This is a genomic window from Wolbachia endosymbiont of Pentidionis agamae (assembly GCF_036711655.1).
In the GTDB taxonomy this organism is placed as follows: Bacteria; Pseudomonadota; Alphaproteobacteria; order Rickettsiales; family Anaplasmataceae; genus JAZHPY01.
The window spans coordinates 1-24,831 of record NZ_JAZHPY010000005.1 but is presented as its reverse complement, the minus strand read 5'-3'; the positions used below and the strand labels follow the sequence as shown (position 1 = coordinate 24,831).

Here is a 24,831-nt window from a genome sequence, read left to right as displayed (position 1 = left end):
TTATAAAAATCTTATAATTTAGCTTCATACTAACTTCAGAAATAAAGATTTGTTGAAAAAATATAATAATATTACAATCAATGTATGTATATTAATTAGTGAGGCAAAAATGGATTCAAACATATTGTTGAATAACTTAGAAAAAATAAATTCTACTAAAAATAAAAAAGAACACCATATAGATAGTTCTACTGAACTTGGGGTTTATGCTTTTATGTGGGGTATAGGTACGTTTTCTATTCTACATTCTGTTAAAACTTCATTAATATTCTTACTACCAGTAGGGGGTGTGCTGCTTATTACAATACTTGCTTATGTTGGTTGTTATAAACAGTATTGTGGTTATAAAAAATGTGAGGATTCTGAAAAAGCATTAGTGGATCAGTGTCTTAAAGAATGTAATATTGATGAAAAAAAAGCATCATTTAACTTGACTGATGCTAACGTTTATAGTACCTCGCAAAGCCTTAATCCTGCAAGTTAGGATTAACAAATGCCTAAATTATCAGTAGTTTAGGCATTACTCAGCCTTGATTGAAACAAGCAAAAGTCCTATACATATTAAACTTGCTGATGTTATACTACCTCCATAAGATAAAAGCGGTAATGGATCGCCTATGATAGGCAAGAATCCTATTGTCATTCCTATATTTACAAAAAAATGTGCAGCAAAAAAAGCAAAAACACCTATTGATATTAGTTTAGAGAAGTAATCCTTTACTTGTATAGAAAGAGTAAGTATTGTAATTATAAGTAAAGTATAAAGCAACATTACAACCATACTACCTATGAATCCCCATTCTTCACTTAGTACAGAAAATACAAAATCTGTACGTTTTGCAGGCAAAAATCCAAGTTGGGTTTGACTACCATTTACAAATCCTTTGCCGAATAATCCCCCTGAACCAATCGCTATTTGTGATTGTTTTGCGTTATATCCTATACCAAGTGGATCAGTTGATAAGTCTAGAAAAGATAGAATTCTTTTCTTATGATAACTTCGCATAAAAGGCCAGAAAGCTGGTATGGTGCTTATACCTATTACTACGCAAGTTATTAAGTGTTTTTTTCTTAGTATTACAGTAAATATGATTGATGCTCCTATAAATAGCATTATAGTTGCTGTGCCTAAATTAGGCTGCATAAGTACTAAAATTACAGGCAAAAGAATGATTGCAATTGCTTTAAATAATGTCCTTAACTCTAATATTCTATATACACTTCTATTGTGAAAATAACGTGCTAATGCCAATATAATACTGATTTTTGTACATTCCGAAGGTTGTAAATTCATTGATCCTATTCTTAACCATCTTGTGGTGCCAGCTACATGAAAATCAAGACAATTAGTAATGAGTAGTGCAATAATTGTGAATGTATAAATAACGTAGGAATATCTTAAAAAAAACTCTGACTTTAGAAAGAGCATAATTATTATTAAGAAAGAGAAGATAAAAAATATAATCAACTGATGAATCAGCGGTGCCCATTTTCCTCCAGCACATGAATATTGTACACTTAACCCTATAAGAAAAAGAGCACTAACATTTATTATCAATAGCCAGCAAATTACTTCTAACTTCCTAGATTTATGAATTATCAATATTGCGTCTCACATTATGCAAAAAGCGATCATTTTCATCTAACTTTTCAGTAATTAATTCTTTTTTATAAGAAGTCTCGTCTCTTTTGTAACCTAGCTTATAACTGATTGTATCTTTGTATGTGCTCACAATTTTATATACTTTCTGTGCTTCATTTGGGAAAATATCACTAGCTAACTTGAAACATAAAACTAAAGCTACGATAAAAGTTGCAGAGGCAAACACTAAGTTTTTTAATGCTATTCTTCTATTATTTTTTCCATATAATACAATTTCATTATTGGAGTGAGTAGTAGCTATACTGTCATCATCTGTTAATTTTTTAACATAAATATCATTGATATATTCATACCACATATAATTACAACCTGTACATTGAACTTTTCTTCCCATTGGACTAATTTGCTCTGCAGATACAATATAAACTCTATTACAATTAGTGCACTGTATTCTCATAATACTTCCGCAATAATAAAGATAAATTGTTTATTATATAAGATAATAAAATGGTATCAATTATTATGTATTAGAACTAAACTCAATGACCATAACTTATAAGGTAAACTCTAACAAATTGAAATAGAGCTCTTGCATAACTGTACAAAAAGTTATAAGAAAGAAGTAGAGATGTATAATAAGATATGAAAAAGTAAAGCAGGCTCGAAGGAGAGAAGTTCGTCGATCAGATTTTGCTCTCCCAGGTAAAAAAAAGACTAGTAAAAATAGATCATAAGGCTTTAGTGGTTGATACCGTTTAAGCAAAAGCGCTTTTATTCTGGAAAAAAGCACACAAGTTATTACAAAAAAGATAGCAAAAAGGTCACTTACAATCTTTATAATTATATTGCTGAAATTCTTGTAGTATAGCAGCTTTTACGATATTTTTTACTTCTGAAGTAACTTACATTTCATACTACAACTTCTCTTTAAAAGGAGATTATATCTAATTTAGCAAGCCATGAAAAATTACCAACGGAAGTGCAAATGATAGTAAGTAAATAAGGTTACTGTAGATTAAAAATTCATTAGAAATTCAAGAGTATAGAATCTATATATTTTATGAAAAATATATTATATGATTGACATAAACCTTATACTAGTATATAATTATTATGTGTGTTGTATTTAAATATAGTGTTATTATAAAAGATAACAGTTATGCATTTATTATAGATTGCAGTATAGATAAAGAAACATGGGATATCATTGTATATGAGGTGCAGCCTTTGATTAAGGTTTAGGAGGTGATTTGCGTGAATCAAAAAATGCTTTTGAAAAAGCATTTCCAGATTATGATATATACCATCTCAGCTAGATAACAAGGTATATCAAAGGCTACACTTACCTAAGGGAGTTTCACCAAAACATGTAATACATTAGATCTCTCTCGTGATTCCAATAAACTGGCAGATAAAATCATAGAATATTTTAAGAGTGAAGGCATAGACAAGATAGTATTAAAACATCCAGATTTAGCAGTTGGAGTAGGCAATGTATTTATTACAGATTTAAGTAATAAAGATGAAATAGTGAAATCAATAAAATTATTAAAAAGGAAATTTGGACTGACATTTTTAAAACACTTAGGTATACAACCTGATAAAATCAACTGTGAATTATCTAAACTATATTTACCGAAATATCTTCTTGCAGAAGAGCAAAAGATATTTCCAAGAATTAGTAGAAAAAGCGGAGAAGAAAAAGATGGATATCTAACATTTAGAATAGTTGGCATAGCAACAAAAGAAGGAACTTTATGATATTTCATTGCTACAAAATCTATTTCTGAAGTTATAGATTCTCATAAAAGGCAAAGTATGAAGTGCCATTTTGATGAACAAACACATGCTAAAGTAAAATCTAATGGTGTAGAATATATCTATGTTGGACCTAAAGATAAGTACTTCAATATTGGTGAGAGAAAAATATCAATAGAGAAAATAGAAGCTATTATAGAATCTGCATCTCATTTATGTCATGACATTAAGACGAGTACATACCCTGAATTTGAATGTCATATAAAACAACTAGTAGATCATGATGATACATTTTCTAAATCTCCGTTCATTGATCCAGGTTACCAAAAACCAGAACTAATTGATAAGTTAGAAAAAGAAAATAAGTCTCTCGCATATTTGCATGCTTGTCTAACAGAATATAATGGACTATATGGTGATATTAAAAATAATATTAATGATGAATTATGTAAGGAATTGAATGATGGCATTTATAATAAATTTTTATGTAATTATCAGTTCTATAGTTATGATCCTTTATTGAAGATTTTATCCCTTATGAAGAAGATCGGCATATTACTCTATTATTATATTAAAGGATTTACTTGATAGTAGAAGGCTTGATGCTGTTTCTTTTGCATCTTATTTACAACTAGAGCAATATTGGAATATAATGAAGCTTCTTCTTAAAACACAAGCTGAAGATAATGACTTAGTTGATTTATTAATTAATTCAGCAAAAGAACATATGCAAATTGGGAGTTTTGATATTATTAAGTGTTTTATTGAGTATAAAAATGGTGGAGATAATGTTCAAAAATACACACTGTTGCAAAGTATAATTAAAAAATGTTCTTACCCTAGTAAAAAACAAATAGATGCAATTAAATATATTGCTTTTACTAATGATTTAACGAAAAATAACAACACAATGAGTGTTCTTCCTAACAATAAGAGTTATAATAATGTTAAAGAAGTGGTTAAGGTAGTTCTTGATGCTTGTATCTATCAGGGTATTAGGCTTAATAAAGTATTCTTTAAGTAGATGAAAAAAACTAAATCCTTCTGAGTTAAAAGATTTAAAGCAATATTATAAAGAACGTAAGAAAGAGTATGGTGCAGACCCTAGCAAAATTCTAGATCTTCCTGAGTATGCTAAATATCAAAATCTCATACAAAAGAACAGCGAAATCAGCTGCCTATGTGATGAAATCAAGTAGGCAAATACCAAACCTTCATCTGCTGTAATTAAACAAGTAGTTAATCTCCAATCGGCAAGATTATAACATATTTTAATTAGTGCTCATATTGGCTTCAAATTCTTTAGTTTGAAGCCAATATACCATTTTCTTATTTATATAGACCTTTCCAAACTTTACGGTTAGTAACTATAAAACATAATGTTAAAATTGCTAAAAAGCTAATAACTTTTAACCCAAGCCTGTGCCTATCTTCTAATTCTGGCTCTGCTGCCCAATGCAGAAAATTAACTACATCACGTGACATATTTTCAACTGTAGCTTCCTTTTCATCTTCATATTGTATTATACCATCATATAGTGGTGGTGCCATGCTTAATTTTCCAGTTGAAAAGTAAGGATTCGGATAAAGATCATGACCATCATGTTCATTACTCATATAACCTGTAAGCAACGAATAAACATAATTTGCACCATCCTTTCTTGCTTTAATTATTAATGATAGATCTGGAGGCACTGAGCCATTATTGCTAGCTGCTGCTGCTTCTTTAAAATCAAATGGAGGGATAAAATAATCAGAAGGTATTCCAGGTCTTTCAAACATTTCACCTAAATCGTTCGGTCCATCCTTAACTTGATAAGAAGACGCTAATTGTTTCACTTCATCTTCAGAAAATCCAATATCCTTTAAGTTACGAAAAGCAACTCTATTCATCGAATGGCAAGCTGCACAAACTTCTTTATATACTTTATAACCACGTTGAATTGACTCCCTATCAAAAGAACCAAATATACCTTCAAATTTCCAATCTACTGTTTTATTAGGCAATGGCTTAAAATCTTCTGCAAATACAGAATAAGATATTATATAAAACATTATAAATATACTTAGCACAGCTCCAATATTGAATCCAAAAACCAACTTACCATAAGATTTTATCATATTAATTCTTTTATTATCGATGCAAAAATCACTTCATTTTTGGCACAGTCTCACTTAGAGTCCTTGGCAGCTTTCTTATTTTTTCATATTTACTTAATAATGGTAAAACTATTAAGAAATAAGTAAAATAATAAAGAGTAGAGACCCTACTTAAAGTTAAATATGGTTCCTTTACTTCTTGACCACCAAGCCAACATAAAAATAAAAAATTTATAGTAAAAATCCAAAAAAATACACGAAATACTGGCCTATAAGCACCGCTCTTTACTTTTGCTTTATCAAGCCAAGGTAATAAAAACCAAACTGCAATAGAACTAAACATCGCTACTACACCAGAAAGCTTATCAGGAATTGAGCGTAAAATTGCATAAAAAGGTAGAAAATACCATTCAGGCACTATGTGAACTGGGGTAACCATAGGATCAGCCTCTATATAGTTATCTGGATGACCAAGACTATTAGGAGAATAAAATACAAAAATGAATAATACAATAAAAAACAAACCAAAAGTTATGCAATCTTTAACTATATAATAAGGAAAAAATGAAATTGTATCTTTGCTAGATTTTACTTCTACGCCACTTGGGTTGTTTGACCCAAACCTATGAAGTGCAACAACATGAAGAGCAGCTAAAGCAGTAATAATGAACGGTAATAAATAGTGAAGAGCGAAAAAGCGGTTAAGAGTTGGATTGTCTACAGAAAAACCACCCCATAACCATATAACAATTTTATTACCAATAAAAGGTATGGCTGAAAATAAGTTTGTTATAACCGTGGCTCCCCAAAAACTCATCTGCCCCCAAGGCAGAACATAACCCATAAAGGCAGTAGCCATCATCGCAAAAAATATAAATATACCAATAAACCATACTATTTCTCGTGGTTTTTTATAGGAACCATAGTACAGCCCTCGTATTATGTGAACATAAACTACCATAAAAAAAAGCGATGCCCCAACGCTATGTGTATAACGTATCAACCATCCATAATTTACATCGCGCATTATGCGTTCCACACTATTGAATGCATGGTCAACATGTGGAGTATAATGCATAGCAAGAAATATTCCTGTAATTATCTGCAAAATTAACGCTATTCCTGCTAAAGAGCCAAAATTCCATGCATAATTTAAATTTTTAGGAGTCTGATAAGAAGTAAAATGTTTTATAAAGGAAAATATAGGCAACCTATACTCTATCCACCCTACTATACCTTTTCCTTCCTCAACTTTTGTTTCTTTATCTTGCATTACTTATAAATATGTCTAGCTTCTACTTTAATTTTTATTTTAGCAATTTATCTTTTGCATACAATGAAAAGTTTAGGTCTTTTTGACATTGAGGTTAAGCTATAAAAGCCTTTTTGTCACTAGGTAAAGCAAATGCTATGTGATTTAAAAGATGAGCAGTGGGAGAAAATAAAAGACAATCTGCCATGAGCTACTTCGCGTCTTCATCTAATGCTAAAGTATTAAAAATCGTTCAGGTAAAAAGGTGGATAGAGAAAAAAGTGCAAAATATAACAGGAAATTTATAGCAGAAGTAGATTTGGATAGGCATGACAGGAGCAAAATGGATAATATTGCCATCTGAATATGGAAAATTAGTCAAGCGTACGATAAACGCTTTATTAGATGGGGAAAATCTGGTATTTGGCAGATAATTTTCAATACATTAACTGTTAACTAGGATACAGAGTGGCTCATGATAGATTCAACAACATGCTGCTGGTTGCAAAAAGATGTGGGATTTGGTAAGCAAGAACAGGAGCTTGGACGATGCAAAGGAGGATTTTTAAGCATGCTGCTTGTGATGCTCTCCTATTCAGATTTTTTGTTACTGCTGGTCAAAGATCTAATTATACAAAAGCTTTGATCTGATAGACGTATGGAACACTGATTAGCTGATAAAGGCTGAGATCGCAAACTATATAGCAAAGCTGTAAACGCTGAAGCTATTATTCATTCATGTTCTAATAACAAGGCAATACGATAAAGAAAGAAATTCAATTGAAAGAATGTTCAATAATCACTTCCGTAAAGTTGCCACACGTTATGACTATAGCATTTTTATTGTTGTTTAGCTTGCTTGCATTTACATTTGACTGAAATAAATGTCTAGATTAAAACATCCATACTAAAACTTGTATGAATTATGAGTGTTTAAACTACAGTAATCACAATTAGATCTCTTTCAAAATTGAAAAGAGCAAAAGTTAGTGTAAAGTCATAAGTTTAAAAGTATGCGATATGAAGAAAGTATGGAGTTAGATGAAGAGAAATTCCGTCGGCTAAAAGGAAAGAAACTTTCAACAGGATGATAGAAATTTTGTATGAAGAAGCTAGACGAAATAAAACAAAGAGTAGGTGTAAAGGCAAGCTCTGTATAGAAGATAGGTATGGCATGAGAATATTTACGTGAATATCGAACATAATTATGCAAAGCTATGGAGTAAGCGAAAGTGCTTGCTATCGTAATATTCGACTGATAGAACAGGAATTTGTATTGCCAGACCGAAAAGTGACATGGAATTTGATGCAACAGAGACTTCCGTGGAAAGACATAAGAAGAAGAGATTTTATTTAGGAAAAAAGCATAGCATAAAAACATAGATTTTTACGGAAAAAGAAAGTAAAAAATTATTTGCACGTCTTTTTCAAACTGTAGAAAGAATAATTTTCGTGTTTTCAAAGAGTCAAAAATTCATATTTTAAAGGAAAGAAAATCAAGAGCTTGCGAGTCAGAGAGTTATGGTTAAGACTGTGATCGATTTGTTGAAAAGGTTTAAAATTTACGTACAGATCGCTATCGAAATCGGCGAAAACGTTTTGCTTTAAGGTTCAATTTAATAGCTGGAATTTACAATCTGGATATGAGTTATGCAAAAGGTCTATTCTCTCTATTATAGCTTTCTACACTACCTAATCTGTTGTTTTGCAGCTGTGTAATTTTCCACCTAATTCTTTCTTTATTGTAAGTTGGTTGCTATATCATTCTTGTGCTGTGCATTAGAAAAAAAGTAAAGTAAAAGCTGAACATAATATAGAAATGATCCAAAATCTCATAACTATTGTATTTTCTGACCACCCCTTTCTCTCAAGATGGTGATGTATTGGTGCCATAAGAAAAACTTTTCTTTTCTCCCCATACTTAAACTGTGCATATCGAAAATATGATACTTGAATTATCACAGATAAAGTTTCTATCACAAAAATTATTCCAATAAGTGCAAGTACTAATTCTCTTTTTACTAAAATGCTAATTGATCCTAAGGCTGCTCCTATAGATAAACTACCAACATCTCCCATAAATATTTTTGCTGGGTGTGTATTAAACCAAAAAAAGCTTAAAATTGCTCCTATAAAAGCAGTACAAAATAAGATGATATCTGCACCTGCACCGCTAAAATATGCAATGAATCCTAAGGAAAGAAAAGCGGTAATTGCTTGTGTTGCAGCAAGTCCATCTAATCCGTCTGTAATATTTACAGCATTCGCAGCTCCAACTATTATAAATGCAGCAAACGGAATATATAAAATACCCAAATCAACAAATACATTGCGAAATATAAGGATTTTTGAGTTTGCAGGGCAAATCTTAAGAATACAGACTATAACTATAAACTGTACTAATATTTTTACCTCCATACTTAAGCCTTTATAATTATCTGCTTTAATTTTTAAATAATCATCTATAAGCCCCATTAAAGCGAAAAAGATAGTTATTGTTATTAATATAAAAATTTCTGATTTTAACTGAGACCAGAGAATCAATGAAAAAAAGGAGGAAATTAGTATGACTATTCCACCTAAGGTTGGAGTATTTTTTTTACCTATTGTATGGCTTTCAAGCATACTTGATCTGATAGGATGGCCTTTTTTATTTATCTTTTTTAAAAATTTTATGAAATAAGGAAAAATTAATACACTAAGAAAAAAAGAAGTAAAAAATACCTTCCCTATTGATAATGCTAAATAATTCACAATTTATATTTGATAATTTATTCTTAATATATTACCAATAAAATAATCAATGAGAAAAAATATTAAAACCACCTATAGCTGAATAATTTTTGGAATGCACTACTTTTATTATTAACATATACATATTCAACCTCAGTAGTACTTTTAATCAAAATACTACTGAGATCATTTTATCTAAAAAGGTATAGATATCTTTCGCTTCACAAGTAAAGCTATCATTCCCACCAAATAACTGCTCTGTCATGACTATTATCAAGCTTCTTATAAACATTATACTTATCCATAGCCACAATAGTAGGATTATTCAGCACTGTACTAACTATTTCTCTTTTCGGTTTTAAATTTTTCAAAAATTCTTGAGACTGATCAGCCTTCCTTATTTCAACACAACCAATACTTTTATTTTTTTGTTCAAGGAAGAAATACCTTATTGTGTCATTATCTTTTTCTTGCATGTGACAAAATTTATAGCCAGACGGCATGGCTTCATTAGGAGAGAACTTAGGCACAGCATTACTTTTATTGATTTCTATAACTCCCTGTTTTCCATCTTCTTCCCTGATAAAACCACACTTTATTCTATCACCACAGTCTTCCATATTGGATATACGAAACCCTGCTGTTATTGAGCCATCAGGAAGTATGTCAGGAAAGAAACTGTTATCTCTGATCTTTATAGAACCTCTAATTTTATCCTTTTCTCTAATGAAATTATAACTTATTATACCGTTTCCTATATCCTTTATATCAGATATATAACACCCAGATGGAAGCCTATACACAACATCATGTGGCAATGGAGCACAATCTTGATTGCTATTGTTATCATAGTACCCCCTGAGATGCGGTCCTCTAACTACGATACAACCTTTACCTAGATCAGAATCATAAGTGTAACTAGCTGCTATTCTATTACTACCCTTTGTTTGTTTCTTTACTTTGCTGCTATTAGTAAAAGAAACAAGTATTGTATCTCCTGTATTCCTAAACCAGGACTCATCACACCTAGTGTAATTATAACTTCTATATAATATTGTTGCAATTTGTCTTTTTGAGTTATTATTAATGATATTACTGTTTTTGCCAAACCATCCTTTTCCTAGAGTAACATTAAGTATTTCATTAAGCACAGAATCAACCTTGCTACAAATTTCTCCTATAGTTTTTCTCTTAGTTCGTGTCTTATCTTGATCTCGATTTCTATCTTGAATTTTTTCAGTATCAAATTGAACTGTTATTGAATCGTGATCAGCACTTAACTTTACATCTCTATAATTGCTTTCTATTTCTTCAATTTTTTCTTGAGTAAGCTTATCAAGCTCCCCTATAAGGGAGCGCCGAAATGATAGTGCTACAGCTCCTGGTTTAATACCTGCAACTTCAACTCCAAGATGTTTCTCAGTTTCGAGCACCGATGCGTATAACTTAGTGGTTGGTACAATATCTGTATTAGCACTTATAGCAGCACGAAAATCTCTACCAATTTTTTCAGCAGAATTAAACCAATTAAGTGGATTTATTACGTATAATATAGCACGAAGCGGCAGTTTTAATACTCGTACTACCCCACTACCAAAATCCAGTGGAGGAGATGAATCAATGTAATTAAATTCTTCTTCTTTATTTGGTATAAAATTTTTTGTTTTTTTCATAAACCCTCATATCTAATTTGAATCTTAGATAGGGTATGATATAATACATTTTTATCATGTCAATTAATTTTTTATGTCTATATTGAGTTCAATAAAAACTACTCCTGTAATGAATCAGTACTCGAATATAAAGGCTCAGTATAAAGAATACTTGTTGTTCTATAGGCTTGGAGATTTCTATGAACTCTTTTTTGAAGATGCAGTTCAAGCAGCAAAGATATTAAATATTGTGCTAACTAAAAGAGGTAATTCAAATGGGCAGGAAATACCGATGTGTGGTGTGCCAGCACATAGCAGCGAATCTTACTTGAATAAACTAATAAATCTAGGATTCAAGGTTGCAATTTGTGATCAACTTGAAACAGCAGATGATGCAAAAAAAAGGGGTTATAAATCTATAGTAAAACGCGATGTAGTACGAATCATCACCCCAGGTACAATTGTGGAAGATTCATTGTTAGATGATAAGAGCAATAATTATCTAGCATCTATAGTTGAAGAAAATAATGAATATGCAATTAGTTGGCTTGAATTATCAACAGGAAAGTTTTTTTATTCAAGTACAAATTTAAAAACACTAGATAGTGATTTACTACGTATCTCGCCAAGAGAATTATTAATTTCTGAAGAAGTGATTAAAAATGAACAAATTAAATCAATTCTAAGAAATTATAAAATATCCATTACACAGCACGTAGAGAGTTTTTTTGCATATAATAAATCTAATAGGATACTGTGTGAGTTCTATAGCATCAAAAGTACCAAAGTAATAGGAGTTTTTAGTAAAGCAGAAGTAATTGCATGTAGTGCATTAATTGAATATGTAAAAGTTACACAAAGAGGATCTATTCCAAAACTTGAATTTCCAAAAACTTATAAACAACAGAACTTCATGTTAATTGACTCCTCAGCAAGAAGAAATTTAGAATTATTTTCAACACAGTGTGGTGAAAAAAAAGGCTCTTTAATATCAGTTATTGATCATACAGTAACAGCTCCTGGTGGCAGGCTATTGAAACAAATGCTTGCCTCACCGCTTATTTGTTCACAAGCAATAAATTTAAGGCTCAATACTGTTGAGTTTCTTGTCAAGAATGATCAGTCTCGTAAGAAAATAAGAGAAATACTTTCTGGAGTTCCAGATATTGAAAGGTCATTATCACGCTTAATGCTTGGACGAGGCTCGCCAAAAGATGTGAATCTACTCAAAATAGGATTAGAGAAAATGCTAGCATTATCTGAACTTATATCTGAATTAAAGTCAGACGAGAGTGAGCTAGGTCTTATATATAAGAACCTAGGCAATCATGAAAATCTTCTTGAAATTCTAAATAGCGCTATACTTAACAACAATGTAAGTAATGTTAAAGAAGGAGGTTTTATAAATCCAGGATATAGTCAAGAATTATCTGAATTATTATATACATTGAGAAACAGTAATAAACTTATAACCAAGTTACGTAATTCTTACTGCGATCTTACCGGTATTGGATCATTAAAAATATTACATAATAATATACTTGGTTACTATGTTGAAATTTCATCTAATCATAAGATCTCTTCAGATATATTTATTCATAGGCAAACCTTAGCAAATAATATTCGTTATACAACTCATGAGTTAAAGGAATTGGAAAATAAAATTCTTACAGCACATGATGCTATGATCAATTTAGAAACGAAAATTTTTGATGAATTATGTACTAAGATTGCTAAAGAATCTGATAAAATTGCTGTTTCTGCACATGCTTTAGCAAAACTTGATATTAGAGCAGCATTTGCAGAGCTTGCAGTACAGAATAATTATGCAAGACCTATTGTTGATAGCAGTAAAGAGTTTAGGATCTGCAATGGAAGACATCCAGTAATTGAAATTAATGGTAAATTTGCTGCTAATAGTATTGATTTATCTGGCATACATTTAATTACTGGTCCAAATATGGCTGGAAAAAGCACTTTTTTAAGACAAAATGCTTTAATTGCAATTTTAGCTCATATGGGTTCTTTTGTACCAGCAGAAAGCGCACATATTGGAGTAATTGATAAAATATTCAGTAGGGTTGGTGCAACGGACAATATCGCTGTAGGTTATTCTACTTTTATGGTAGAAATGACTGAAACTGCAGCAATAGTTAATCAAGCAACAGATCTTTCTTTAGTGATTCTTGACGAAATTGGTAGAGGGACAGGAATACATGATGGGCTATCTATTGCTCAAGCAGTAATAGAATATATACATAATACAAATAAATGCAGAGCAATTTTTGCAACTCATTACAATGAACTTGCTGCAGTCAGTACATACCTTAATCAGGTTAAATGTTTTTGTGTTAAAATAAAGAAGTGGAATGGAGAAATTATATTTTTACATGAAGTAATTGAAGGAGTTGCGGATGAATCATACGGAATACACGTAGCAAAGCTTGCTGGTCTTCCTGATTCCATTTTAGATAGAGCAAGTGAGATACTTAAAGAATTAAAAATAAAAGAGCATAATTCAAGTTATAATAGTCACATATAAGTAACATTATGGGTAATGCACTCTAAGTAAGATGATCTGACCTATTGATCGAAATCCTAAACCCTACAGAATGCTTGAAAGTATACTATATTCTCTTGATTTTTTTAACATCCAAGTTTTATATAGCTGAAGCACTTGTAGTATAGGCTCTTTTATGATATGCTTTGCTTCCTAAGTAGCTTACCATATCATAACTTCTCTTTTGAAGGAGAGATTATATTCTCACCTGTCTAGTTTAGCAATCCCAATTATTTACCATTCTATTCTAAATCAGCCTGTAACCCAAATGATAGGCAATTATAATTCGGTGCCTCATGCGTAATGATTATATCATGAGCATGGCTTTCTCTCAAACCTAATGCTGTAGTAACAACAAATTTGCATTTTTTCTTCATCTGTTCGATATTTTTATTACCAGTATATCCCATAGCGGATCTTAATCCACCAGTGAGTTGATAAATTACTTCCGATATTGATCCTTTAAATGGAACTCTACCTTCTACTCCTTCAGGAACCAGTTTTGATTTCTTATCCTGAAAGTAGCGACTTGCTGAACCTGCTTTCATTGCAGAAATAGATCCCATACCGCGGTAACGCTTGTATGCTCTCCCTTTATACATAATAATCTCACCAGGACTTTCATACGTACCAGCAAAAAGCGATCCAATCATTACAGAATCTGCACCAGCTGCAATAGCTTTAGCTATATCACCAGAATATTTTATTCCTCCATCAGCAATTAATCTAACATTTTTTGCTTTACATACCTCAGCAACACTTGCAATTGCAGAAAATTGTGGTATACCAACACCTGTAACTATTCTTGTAGTGCATATTGAGCCTGGCCCTATACCAACTTTCACAGCATTAACACCTGCATCAATTAGTTCTTCAGCTGCCTCTTTAGTAGCAATGTTTCCCCCAATTAGTTGTACGTTTTGATACATTGCTCTTATTTCTTTTATTGTGTTAATAACACTTGCAGAGTGTCCATGAGCAGTATCTACAATAATTGCATCAACTGATTCATTAATCAAGGCTTCGCACCTTTCTATCCCATTTTCTTTTTCAATACCAACTGCTGCTGCAACCCTTAATCGTCCTTTATCATCCTTGCAAGAATTTGGGTATTGATTATATCTTTCAATATCTTTAACTGTTATAAGACCTACACAGCATGAATTTTCATCTACAACCAAAAGTTTTTCTATCCTGTTTTTATGTAATAATACCATTGCATCTGCACTACTTATTCCTTCTCTCACAGTTATCAGTTTATCTTTTGTCATCACATCAGAAACTTTTACTTTCGTATTTTGAATGAATCTCACATCTCTATTTGTTAGTATACCAACTAACTTATTTTCTGGTTTTGTAACTACTGGTATACCAGAATAATTATACTTTTTCATTAACAGTATTGCTTTACTCACTGTTTCATATGGTGTAATTGTAATGGGATTATAAACAATCCAGCTTTCGTATTTTTTTACTTTTCTAACCTCTATAATTTGTTCATTTATTGATAGATTCTTATGTATACAACCTATGCCACCAAGTTGAGCAATAGCTATTGCAAATCTAGACTCTGTAACAGTATCCATAGCAGAAGATATAATAGGTATATTTATCTCTATACTATTTGTGAGATATGTTTTTATATCCGTATCCCTTGGTAATACATCTGAATATGTAGGTAAAAGTAGAATATCATCAAATGAGTAACAAACTTCCATTTTCATAAGCTTTACTAAGAGTCTATACAGCTATTAGCAGGACTGCAACTGTTAGTAATAAAATTACCATTCAGTTTGAATATAATTTACAAGTTAATCATAAGAGTTGGTCATATGTGAGGTTACTATTTAATTTTAAAGTATCAATTTCTGGTATATATATGCAGATTTTATGTAATCCTTCTGGATCATTATCTGTCGCGCTTTTACAAGCTCTATCACGTAATGTTTCTAAACATAGTTCTATTTCTAACTCTATCATTTTATCTTCCAATGCTTTTTCTCTTAAATATCCTAGCTGCGGAGTATTATTTAAAATGTATGATTCATTTGTAATGACTGAAATTTGGTTATTTAAATCTTTGCTTATTCTTGCTTCTTTATCAAATAATTGTGTGAGCTCTGCTAATTCTTTTTTGCTAGTTTGTTGCTGTATTCTGTTATCCTAAATAGTAAAACCTTTTTCATCAAAGATTCCTTCTAACTTTATTATTAATTGTGATTGTTGATGCACAATTTTATCTAGGGCATCTTCTCTAAGAGTAAATTCTTTAGCTCGCTCAGCTGCTTCTCTGATTAATTTCAATAAACTTATACCATATTCTCTACATAAAAATTCTAACCTTTCAACTATAATATCTCTTTGAGAAATTATATCATCCATATATTCTATTATTTCATTATTTTTATGTGACTTACTATTGATATAATAGTAGGCATTTTCTTCTATTTCCAAGATTTTCCTTACCATTTCATCCATTTCTAAAGATCTATTTGCAACTTGATCTATTCTTTTAACTTTATTGTTCTCTAAATTATCTTCTTTCTTTATAGCTTCAACTATTTTATAAGCTAATGCACCTATTAAAACAAGTGTTAAACTTCCTGCAATCCACCCAAAGATAGTTGGAAGCGTTTCTGAAACTCCTATTGCAACTTGCAGTCCTGCAGATGCTTCATCTACTGCAGTACTAATCTCTGCTGCTTCACCCAGAATTTCTGCAGCATCTACTATTCCTATTTCAGTTTCTACTCCTGCTTCTTCGGCTTCTATAGTACTTTCTACCGTTTCCAATGTTCCAACTGCTATATTTTCTCTATTAGAAGTTTCTTCTGCTTGATTGTTATTCATTGTATTTGAATTAGGTATTCCTAATGACTGAGATAGCATTATTAAACCTTACATTTGTGTTTCTAATTGTGCATTATGTTGTGAATATTCTAATATTAATTGCAGCATTAGCTCTGCTTGTTGATCATTTTGCACTTGCGAGAATAAAGTTCTGATTTGTGGTATTAGTAGTACTAATTGTTCTTGATATTGTAATAATGATGCACGTGCTAAGTGTAATTGTTTAATATTTTGAGCTTGCTCTAGTAGTACATGCGTTTGTATTTCATATTGTTCAGCTTGCTGCAGTTGTTGTGATATCTGATTTGCTTGTTCTGTGAATGATATATCTTGTAATACCTCAGCTATTTGTTCTACTTTAGATGTAGTATGCTGTTTTTCCTCATTAAATACATTTCTTTTCGTTCTAACTTTATATTCATTGTCTAAAAAAGAATCCATAATAACCTCTTATAATAAAAAAATTGTGTATCTTATATGTTATAATTGGCCTCTCTATAGGCAAGCTGCGAATTAGCGAGTTTACTGTAAAGCTATATTTGCATTTGATCATGTAAATTCATTATGCGGATGTCATTATCCCAGCTTGCAGTATCAATTTTTGGTTCATATTGACAAATTTCTCGCAGCATTGTTGAATCACTATTCTCCGTATTTTCGCAAACTTCATCGCGTAATATTTTCAAATATTGTTCTATATCAATCTCTTTTTTTACACTTTCTAATGCTTTTTTTTCTAGATATTTTAACTTCAGAGTATTACGTAGAATGTACGATTACTCTTTAATTTTAGAGATTTCACTGCCTAAGTTTTTTCTTATCTCCTCTTCTTCGCCAAATAATTCTACAAGCTTTGTTAACTCTTCTTTGTTGATTTTTATTTGCTGTTTACTATCTTTAATCTTCAAACTATCTTCTTTATCAATAATTTTTTCTAATTTTAAAATTAGCTATGATTGCTGATGCGCAACTTTATCTAGAGCAGCTTCTTGAAGCTTTAATCCTTCAATTCGTTTATTCGCTTCTTCAATTGGCTTATATAAGCTTATTCCTTTTTCTTTAAATAAAGAATTTAATTCCTTAGTAATATTATATCTTTGATGGATCATATTATCCAAATATTCTTTCATTTCATGAACTTGATTAGTTTTATCACTAATATAATTCTTTATATCCTCCTCTATTTTCTGGATTTTCTCTACCATCTCATCAATTCTTTTCTCTTTTTCTTCTGCTAAACCGTGTTTTTTATTTATAGCTTTAGCTAACTTGTAAGTTAATGTACCTATCAGAACAAGTGTTACTCCTCCTGCAATCCATCCCAAAACAGGAACTGTGTCTTCCTTCTGCAGATTCTACTCCTAAAACTTCTGTAGCTTCTACTACTTCTACTCCACTTTCAAGTTCTTCTCCTAAACCTTCTTCTTCCATATTCATTTCAGGTGAAACATCAGATTGAATAGAGATATCTGAACCATACATTCCTGAATCACTAAAGTCGTTTAAATTTCCAACATCATCATCTAATAGTGATACATAACCAGAGGCATCATCTTCTAATTCTTCTGGTAGGTAATCATTAAAATCATCGAGGTTTGCAACGTCATTTGGATTATTTGGAGTTATATAACTAGAGCTAATGGTGCTTTCTGGTGGTGTAGTAGGAATGTGCGCAGGATTGTTAAAATTTATAGGAGTATTACCTGTTATTCCTTCATCTATAGATGGTTCTTCAGGTAATGCAACATGTCTTTTTACTCTCACTTTAGGCTCACTTTCTGGAAAAATACCCATATAATCCCTTAACATTCAGAAAAGAAAAATTATATCGTCATTATGTTAAAAATGATTAAATATCATAATTAGTCTTTTTATCTCTTAAGATAGAATAAAATTTACAACCACATCGAAAAATGAAGAAAAAACTTAGGTTCTAGATATAGATCACATGATACTTCAATCAAATGTAGATTAAAATATATTTTAATCTAACTACATAAAAAGTTTAAAAATGTGAAAAACTATTTATTATTTTTTGTCTTTCTCTGTAAATAAGGTGCTATAGATCTTATCTACTTCAAAGCTTATTTTAGGATTTAAAACTTGACCATCTATGTGCATATCTATATGCACAGGGTCACTTTGATGGTTAGGTATAAAAAATAGTCTGAATATTGATACCATTGTGGCATTTAATAAAAGTATATTAGCAGACATTGATACAGATGCTTTCTCTATATGAAATGTTAAGCTTGTTGAACAAATACCATCTTTAATATCTCCTCTTCCAACAATTTTTTTGAAAAGTGTATTGCCGTTATACATATCAGAATTAGTAAGTGCTATTATTTCTGATTTGCTTTTAACAAGAAGCAATTTGCTAATGAACGAGTCTAAATTTATATTAGAAAAATTTATTTTTTTCCCTTCCAAGCTAATTTGTCCAAACGAGTTATTAATCGCATCATACATACTTTTTCCTTGAGCATTAATTGCACCACTTAAATTAACTTTTCCCTGTACTCTTGTACCTAAAATATTATTCACTTTTAAATCTGAAATAAAGAATCTTGTATGTATAGCATATTCTTTATCTATTCTTACGTAACCTTGAAGTGCTACGTCATAGTCTTCAGAAAGATAATTCAATTGTTTTATAGTGAATATTCTGTTTTTGAACTCAGCGTCTAAGCTAAAGTCCTTTAAGTTGCTATTTTTCGTTTTAAACTCTTTAATATGAATATTAATATTTCCATTGAAATTTTGAAATCCATCCAAAAAGTTAAATTGTTCTTTTGACCACTCTATTGTATGATTTACTAAGTTTGTTTTATTTTTTATTAAACCTAATGGTTTTAATAGATTGCCATTAAATTTATCACCTTTGATATCTACCTTAATTGATGGTGTTTTCCCAATTATTAATGCTTTGATTTTACCAACAGCATCTAAATGATCACCATGCATTCTTATGATATCTGTAATTAACTCATTTTCTTGAGAATACAGCAAAAAGCTTAAATTTCTGATTTTACTATTGTTAAGTATTAAATCATTAACATTAGCTGAAATATTAAGATGAGTTTTTGAACCAATTATCCACTTTATCCTTGGCAAACTTTTTTCTAACGGATAACTGTATTTATTCAAGTTTAAGTTATATATGTTGAGTTCTCCATCAACTACATTATTATTTTTTTTTGTATATTTTACCTTTATTGTACCCTGATATACTTCTTGATTGCTTAATATTTCAATATCTGAAATTAAAAATATCTTGGGAGCAATATGTAATCTACTATTTAATGAGAATTTACTTTTTTTATTTTCAGTTACTTCAATAGATGGAGCAAGCCATTTTAAAGCTGAAGAAAAATCACTTCCGTTTATAGAAAGATTACCATCAAATTGAGATAGTGTCCTATTATTTGAAATTTTTCCTGATAATAAAAGTTTACTATCCACTTTTGGTAAATTTAAGCTTGAATTGATTTTTCCTATGCCGTTTGCTATTTGTGCACTAACATGTAGATTACTCAAGATTGTATCATAATAGTTAACATTTTTAGCTTCTATAACTAAGTTGAGATTTAAATTTTTTGTTACATTTGTGTTTAAGGATTCCAATAGGTCTTTTATTTGTATATTTTCTTTATAATTTAAGAACGTATCCAATTTGAGCCTGTTGATATTAATATCAATATTGTTACTTTTAATATTTCTGTTAAATTTGCCATTAGCCTCAATGCTGTCTGAATTTATTTTCAAATCGCTGTATATAAATTCCTCTTTATTTATTTCTAAGTTGGATGAAATAGTAATACTTTCTTTTGGAATAAGATAAGAGAGTAAATTAACATTACTAGCTTTGATTAATTTACTAAAAATATTAGTATTATTATTAATTTTTAATGTCAAATTACCATTAAAAAATTCTTGTTTTTTATTTCCTACTAATTTTAATTTTAGTAATTCTGAATCTGCTTGAATATCAATATTTTGTTGTGTGACATCAATTTTACTTGAAAAAGCGTAGCTTCTATTTGCTAGATTTATTTTACCGAATATCTCTTTTTTACTTTTTTTATTTTTTATATTAACGTCTTCTATTGTTATGATGCCATCTTCACTAAAATTCTCTTCTAAAAAAATGCTCCCTTTTTTGATTACTACATCAGTCAAATTATCATTTATCTTTATTTGGATCATGCTAGATAAATTACTTTTATTACTTTTTATACCATATATTGTGATTGATTTTGGTTTAAATGAAAAAGTAAGTAAAGATAGAATTGCTGGTTTGATTTTGAGCTTATCTATTGTCACTAGTTCTGACAGATGTTTTCCGATGCTAGCATTAGGCTTGATATATACATTATGTATAATAACTTCTGTATTAATAATAGAAACTTCAACTTTTCCACCAATAAAAATTTTAGCATTGTATATTTTCTCTAATTCTTCTGTAATTACACTTTTATATTTGTTCAAATCTATAAATACTGAAATTACATATAAAATAAGCGACACGGACAAAATAAATAATGTAGTGTATTTAGGAAATCTCATATTTAAAACTCTTGTTTGAACATTAACTTTATATCATTTAGATCTTTTTTTAGTAATATACATAGAGTAAATAAATATATTATTGCGCTAATAAGAACTAACATCAGCAAAACAGTAAATCTAAAATAGATTGTTTTTAAGTATAGCATATCTGCTAAAGAATTGGAGATAATAAATAGGAATAAAGACATTATAGCTGTAGATATCAATACTTTTATTATATTTAATATAGACTGGTTAATATTATATAAATTATTTTTTTTTAAATAAGTTATTAACAAAATAGAATAAATCCATGTAGAAGTTGTAGTAGCGATAGCAATACCAGTGTGTTTACGCTTATTCATTAACACGATGTTTATTAAAATATTGATTAAAAGGCAAAAGATTGAAAATAGAGTTGGTATTTTAAAGTTACCTTTCATATAAAAAGTCGGTAATAATACTTTATTTATAGTAAATGGAACCGACGATAAAGAAAGTGCTACCAGTGTAGGGACAGTTTGCTGTACAGCATAAGGATCAAATTTTCCGTAGGAAAAAAGAGTTGTTAATATTATATCTGGAATGATTAATAATCCAGCAGTTATTGGTATAATAAGAATTAACCCAATGTTCATGGCCTTATTTTGTATTTTTATTATATTTTCTGTATCATTCTTTTGTTGTGAAATTAAAGGAAGTAATACTGTTCCTATAGCGGTACCTATCATTCCCTGAGGTAATTGATTGATTCTATCAGCATAATATATATAAGATACTGCATTTGGTATCATACTTGCCATTATGGTGTCAATCCATACGCTTATTTGAGTCATACAATTACTAATGATTGCAGGCACTGATTGCTTAAAAAATATCTTTACCTCACTGTCTATTTTAAAATTAAAGCAGAGGTTTATATTTAATTTATATGAGCTAAATATCATTAGTATTATTTGCATAATACCCCCTATTAACACAGCTATAGCAAGATTATGTGCAGGAGTAACAACATATGGTATAAATAAACTAGCAATCAAACAAAGATTTAAAATTATTGGAGAAATAGCTGTGGGAATAAAATTTTGATTCACTTGCAACATTCCACCTATTAAAGAAGCAATTGAGATTAATAATATATAAGGTAGCATAATTCTTGATAAAGTTACAGCAAGAGTGAATTTATTTAGGCTACTCACAAACCCTGGAGAAAAAATTTTAATTATATGTGGAGTCAGGATTTGCATCATTAGACAAAACAATATTAGTAAAATAGATGTGATAGATAATATCTTACTTGCAAAACTATAAGCTAATTTTTTATCGTATAGTTTGGCTGAATATAATGGTATAAAAGCAGTGGTAAATGCTCCTTCAGCAAAAAACGCACGAAATAAATTTGTAAGACGGAACGAAGAAAAGAATATATCTGTAAGCAGAGATGCACCAATAATATTAGCTATAGATATATCTCTAATTAGGCCTGATATTCTTGAAATAGCTGTGAAAAAACTAAATGTAAATATGTTTTTAAACATTAAATTAACTTGACTCACTTGAAGTTATACAGCAAATAGACTAAAGTTGATACTTCAATTAATTATGTTGTTTTTTTTTTATTATAGGTGTTACGTGGCTAAATATAGAGAGTATTATATAGAATGTAATGAAGAAGGGTACTACAAGCTGGTAAAGAAGGATAAAGTAGATCATATATTTAAGTGTTGTATTACTGGTGATCAGGACAATGATTCATTATTGGCATCAGTAGTGATAGCTTTAATTAGTGCAGTGGTAAGTTTTAGTCTGAGTTTCACTAGCTTATCACCTTTTATTATAGGTGGAATTATAGGTTTTATACCTTATACTCTTTTTCTCATGCTTCTCAATGTATTGATAGGTTTTACTATTAAGTATAACTGCCTCGACAAAGATGTTTTCATGTCTACTGCTATACCATATAAGAAGACCATTGCTTTTTTTAGCATTAGCATTATATTGAATGTTGCATTAGGAGCTGGTTTGGGTGCACTTGCTTCAAGATTTATTTCTACTAATATATTTTCATCATGGTGTGGAGTAGCAATTGGAATAGGAATAGGAGTCGTAGCAGCTAATATGGTTGATTTTGCAAGTGGTTATGTATTGGGTTTGACTGCTGAAGAAAAGCAGTGTACTGAAATGGAATTAGATAGTGTAGAGCATTTAGTAAACAAAGCTGATTTGCCTAATTTTTAGACTTGAGTATCATTAATCAGCGTTAAGTTCTTCTCTGTCTATAATTCATAGGTTGAATATATGCTGCAATAAAACCTAAGAGCAGGTAAATTTTACTATAAAGAATAATTTTTTATGCAGGCACTTGATCAATATAAGAGTAAAAGTATAGCAGTATTTGGCCTTGGGAAAACAGGATTATCTGCTATCAATAACTTTATGAGTAACAAAGTGAAAGTATATGCATGGGATGATAATAAAGAGGAAATTCTAAAAGCAAAGGAGATACACAGTGAATGTAATTTTCTTCATCCACAAAAATATAATTGGCAAGAGATAGTAGCATTAATTTTAAGTCCTGGCATACCAATTCTTTACCCATCTCCGCATTGGGTGGTAAAGTTAGCTAGGAAGTTTAACTGTTTGATAAAATCAGACATTGAACTGTTTCTTGAAATTATTGCTAAAAAAGATCCTCAACCCAAAATCATTGGAGTAACTGGAACAAATGGTAAATCAACTACAACATCGCTCATAGGACACATATTACAGCTTGCTGGAAAAACTGTAGATATTGGGGGTAATTTAGGTAATCCTGTTCTTAATTTTAGTCTGGACAAAGAAATTTATGTTATTGAATTATCATCTTTTCAATTAGATCTTATGAGCAAGTTTAGCATAGACATAGCAGTTCTATTAAATATCACTCCAGATCACTTGGATAGATATGAAAATATGGAAAAATATATAGAAGCCAAATTTAAGTTAATAAGTAACAGTAAGGTTGCAGTTATAGGATATGATAATGAGATAACTTTTAATATATTTAATAATTTCATTCAAAATAAAATTCCAATTTCTATAAAAACTATGGTGAAACAAGGAATATCATTAATAGGTAATAATCTATTTGTTTATGGAAAGAAAATACTAATTAATAAAACAAAAATAGATTTAGCGTCTAATGCAGAAAACATAGCAGCTGCGTATGCTGTATGTAGCTTATTAAGAATAGATAGTGATATCATTATTAACGGAATCACATCCTTTATTGGGTTAAGACATAGAAATGAGATGCTAGGTAAAATAAGAAATGTACTTTTTATAAATGATAGCAAAGCAACTAATGCTGAATCAACCAAAAAAGGAATTCTATCTTATAAAAATATATATTGGATCGTTGGAGGGAGAAGTAAAAAAGAAGGTATAGAACCACTAAAAAGTTATTTTCAACGGATCAAAAAAGCATTTTTGATTGGTGAATCTACAGATGTTTTTGCAGATACATTAAAAAACAAAGTTTCTTTTGTAAAATGCGGTAATTTAAAGAATGCATTTAATTTAGCTTATCAGGAAGCGTTGCATGACAAAAAAGAAGCAACTATATTCTTTTCACCTGCATGTGCTTCATTTGATCAATGGAGAAATTTTGAAGAACGTGGTGAATCATTTTGCAAAATGTTTGCAACTTTAAAAGCTGCATGCTTATAAGCTTTTGAGAGTATTTACTCAAAGATAGAAAAGAATAGTTATTAAAAATGGGAAAAGATATCAG

At 30.1% G+C, this 24,831-nt stretch carries 24 protein-coding genes and 1 pseudogene; 9 read left to right on the top strand and 16 right to left on the bottom strand.

Annotation, left to right across the window (positions count from 1 at the left end):
* Positions 1–109: 109 nt before the first annotated feature.
* The gene (locus V6U76_RS00820; protein ID WP_333023112.1) at positions 110–484 is read left to right on the top strand and encodes a hypothetical protein; all 375 of its coding nucleotides are present in this window, start codon (positions 110–112) and stop codon (positions 482–484) included.
* 36 nt (positions 485–520) lie between these two features.
* Here the strand turns inward: V6U76_RS00820 and rodA are convergent, their stop codons facing one another.
* Both rodA and V6U76_RS00810 read right to left on the bottom strand, forming a co-directional pair.
* Positions 521–1,597, bottom strand: a complete 1,077-nt coding sequence (rodA, locus tag V6U76_RS00815; protein ID WP_333023117.1) for a rod shape-determining protein RodA — start codon at positions 1,595–1,597, stop codon at positions 521–523.
* A complete protein-coding gene (locus tag V6U76_RS00810; protein WP_333023111.1) occupies positions 1,590–2,060 on the bottom strand; it encodes a zinc-ribbon domain-containing protein in 471 nt (156 codons plus the stop codon). Before V6U76_RS00810 ends, rodA begins: the two co-directional genes overlap by 8 nt.
* Before the next feature lie 656 nt (positions 2,061–2,716).
* Here V6U76_RS00810 and V6U76_RS00805 point away from each other — a divergent pair.
* The 4 genes from V6U76_RS00805 (at position 2,717) to V6U76_RS00790 (ending at position 4,385) form a co-directional block, all read left to right on the top strand.
* Positions 2,717–2,845 carry a hypothetical protein gene (locus V6U76_RS00805; RefSeq protein WP_333023110.1) on the top strand — a complete coding sequence of 43 codons (129 nt, stop codon included), beginning with the start codon at positions 2,717–2,719 and terminating at the stop codon, positions 2,843–2,845.
* A 288-nt stretch (positions 2,846–3,133) separates the two neighbouring features.
* Positions 3,134–3,364 (top strand): hypothetical protein, encoded by a 231-nt coding sequence (locus V6U76_RS00800; RefSeq protein ID WP_333023109.1) that lies wholly within the window; start codon positions 3,134–3,136, stop codon positions 3,362–3,364.
* A 57-nt stretch (positions 3,365–3,421) separates the two neighbouring features.
* Positions 3,422–3,949 (top strand): hypothetical protein, encoded by a 528-nt coding sequence (locus V6U76_RS00795; RefSeq protein ID WP_333023108.1) that lies wholly within the window; start codon positions 3,422–3,424, stop codon positions 3,947–3,949.
* A 64-nt stretch (positions 3,950–4,013) separates the two neighbouring features.
* Entirely contained in the window at positions 4,014–4,385 is a 372-nt protein-coding gene (locus tag V6U76_RS00790; protein WP_333023107.1) for a hypothetical protein, read from the top strand.
* Between the two features lie 305 nt (positions 4,386–4,690).
* Here V6U76_RS00790 and V6U76_RS00785 read toward each other — a convergent pair whose 3' ends face one another.
* A complete protein-coding gene (locus tag V6U76_RS00785) occupies positions 4,691–5,482 on the bottom strand; it encodes a cytochrome c1 (protein WP_408647402.1) in 792 nt (263 codons plus the stop codon).
* A 28-nt stretch (positions 5,483–5,510) separates the two neighbouring features.
* A complete protein-coding gene (locus tag V6U76_RS00780) occupies positions 5,511–6,734 on the bottom strand; it encodes a cytochrome b (protein ID WP_333023106.1) in 1,224 nt (407 codons plus the stop codon).
* 992 nt (positions 6,735–7,726) lie between these two features.
* Here V6U76_RS00780 and V6U76_RS00775 point away from each other — a divergent pair.
* Positions 7,727–8,392, top strand: a pseudogene (locus V6U76_RS00775) (transposase).
* A 100-nt stretch (positions 8,393–8,492) separates the two neighbouring features.
* Here the strand turns inward: V6U76_RS00775 and mraY are convergent.
* Positions 8,493–9,467 (bottom strand): phospho-N-acetylmuramoyl-pentapeptide-transferase, encoded by a 975-nt coding sequence (gene mraY / locus V6U76_RS00770; protein ID WP_333023105.1) that lies wholly within the window; start codon positions 9,465–9,467, stop codon positions 8,493–8,495.
* Between the two features lie 215 nt (positions 9,468–9,682).
* Positions 9,683–11,119 carry a hypothetical protein gene (locus V6U76_RS00765; RefSeq protein ID WP_333023104.1) on the bottom strand — a complete coding sequence of 479 codons (1,437 nt, stop codon included), beginning with the start codon at positions 11,117–11,119 and terminating at the stop codon, positions 9,683–9,685.
* Between the two features lie 73 nt (positions 11,120–11,192).
* Between V6U76_RS00765 and mutS the strand changes: the two genes are divergently transcribed.
* A complete protein-coding gene (gene mutS, locus V6U76_RS00760; RefSeq protein WP_333023102.1) occupies positions 11,193–13,640 on the top strand; it encodes a DNA mismatch repair protein MutS in 2,448 nt (815 codons plus the stop codon).
* Between the two features lie 260 nt (positions 13,641–13,900).
* Here mutS and guaB read toward each other — a convergent pair whose 3' ends face one another.
* From guaB to murJ, 10 genes are all read right to left on the bottom strand, one after another.
* On the bottom strand, positions 13,901–15,376 hold the full coding sequence (guaB, locus tag V6U76_RS00755; RefSeq protein WP_333023114.1) for an IMP dehydrogenase: 1,476 nt from the start codon (positions 15,374–15,376) through the stop codon (positions 13,901–13,903).
* Positions 15,377–15,473: 97 nt separating this feature from the next.
* Positions 15,474–15,638 carry a hypothetical protein gene (locus V6U76_RS00750; protein ID WP_333023100.1) on the bottom strand — a complete coding sequence of 55 codons (165 nt, stop codon included), beginning with the start codon at positions 15,636–15,638 and terminating at the stop codon, positions 15,474–15,476.
* 183 nt (positions 15,639–15,821) lie between these two features.
* A complete protein-coding gene (locus tag V6U76_RS00745; RefSeq protein WP_333023098.1) occupies positions 15,822–16,547 on the bottom strand; it encodes a hypothetical protein in 726 nt (241 codons plus the stop codon).
* 9 nt (positions 16,548–16,556) lie between these two features.
* Complete coding sequence (locus V6U76_RS00740; protein ID WP_333023096.1) at positions 16,557–16,949, bottom strand: hypothetical protein; 393 nt, start codon at positions 16,947–16,949, stop codon at positions 16,557–16,559.
* 92 nt (positions 16,950–17,041) lie between these two features.
* A complete protein-coding gene (locus V6U76_RS00735) occupies positions 17,042–17,194 on the bottom strand; it encodes a hypothetical protein (protein WP_333023095.1) in 153 nt (50 codons plus the stop codon).
* A 90-nt stretch (positions 17,195–17,284) separates the two neighbouring features.
* Positions 17,285–17,416 (bottom strand): hypothetical protein, encoded by a 132-nt coding sequence (locus V6U76_RS00730; protein WP_333023094.1) that lies wholly within the window; start codon positions 17,414–17,416, stop codon positions 17,285–17,287.
* 42 nt (positions 17,417–17,458) lie between these two features.
* Positions 17,459–17,833, bottom strand: coding sequence for a hypothetical protein (locus V6U76_RS00725; protein ID WP_333023093.1), 375 nt, complete (start codon positions 17,831–17,833; stop codon positions 17,459–17,461).
* Positions 17,769–18,302, bottom strand: coding sequence for a hypothetical protein (locus V6U76_RS00720; protein WP_333023091.1), 534 nt, complete (start codon positions 18,300–18,302; stop codon positions 17,769–17,771). The genes V6U76_RS00725 and V6U76_RS00720 overlap by 65 nt, the downstream gene beginning before the upstream one ends.
* Before the next feature lie 234 nt (positions 18,303–18,536).
* Complete coding sequence (locus V6U76_RS00715) at positions 18,537–21,044, bottom strand: AsmA family protein (RefSeq protein ID WP_458695388.1); 2,508 nt, start codon at positions 21,042–21,044, stop codon at positions 18,537–18,539.
* A 35-nt stretch (positions 21,045–21,079) separates the two neighbouring features.
* Entirely contained in the window at positions 21,080–22,597 is a 1,518-nt protein-coding gene (murJ, locus tag V6U76_RS00710; RefSeq protein ID WP_333023090.1) for a murein biosynthesis integral membrane protein MurJ, read from the bottom strand.
* A 94-nt stretch (positions 22,598–22,691) separates the two neighbouring features.
* On the opposite strand from murJ, the gene V6U76_RS00705 reads away from it, so the two are divergent.
* Together V6U76_RS00705 and murD are read left to right on the top strand one after the other, a co-directional pair.
* Entirely contained in the window at positions 22,692–23,297 is a 606-nt protein-coding gene (locus V6U76_RS00705; protein WP_333023089.1) for a hypothetical protein, read from the top strand.
* Between the two features lie 114 nt (positions 23,298–23,411).
* A complete protein-coding gene (murD, locus tag V6U76_RS00700) occupies positions 23,412–24,767 on the top strand; it encodes a UDP-N-acetylmuramoyl-L-alanine--D-glutamate ligase (RefSeq protein WP_333023088.1) in 1,356 nt (451 codons plus the stop codon).
* Positions 24,768–24,831: the final 64 nt, after the last annotated feature.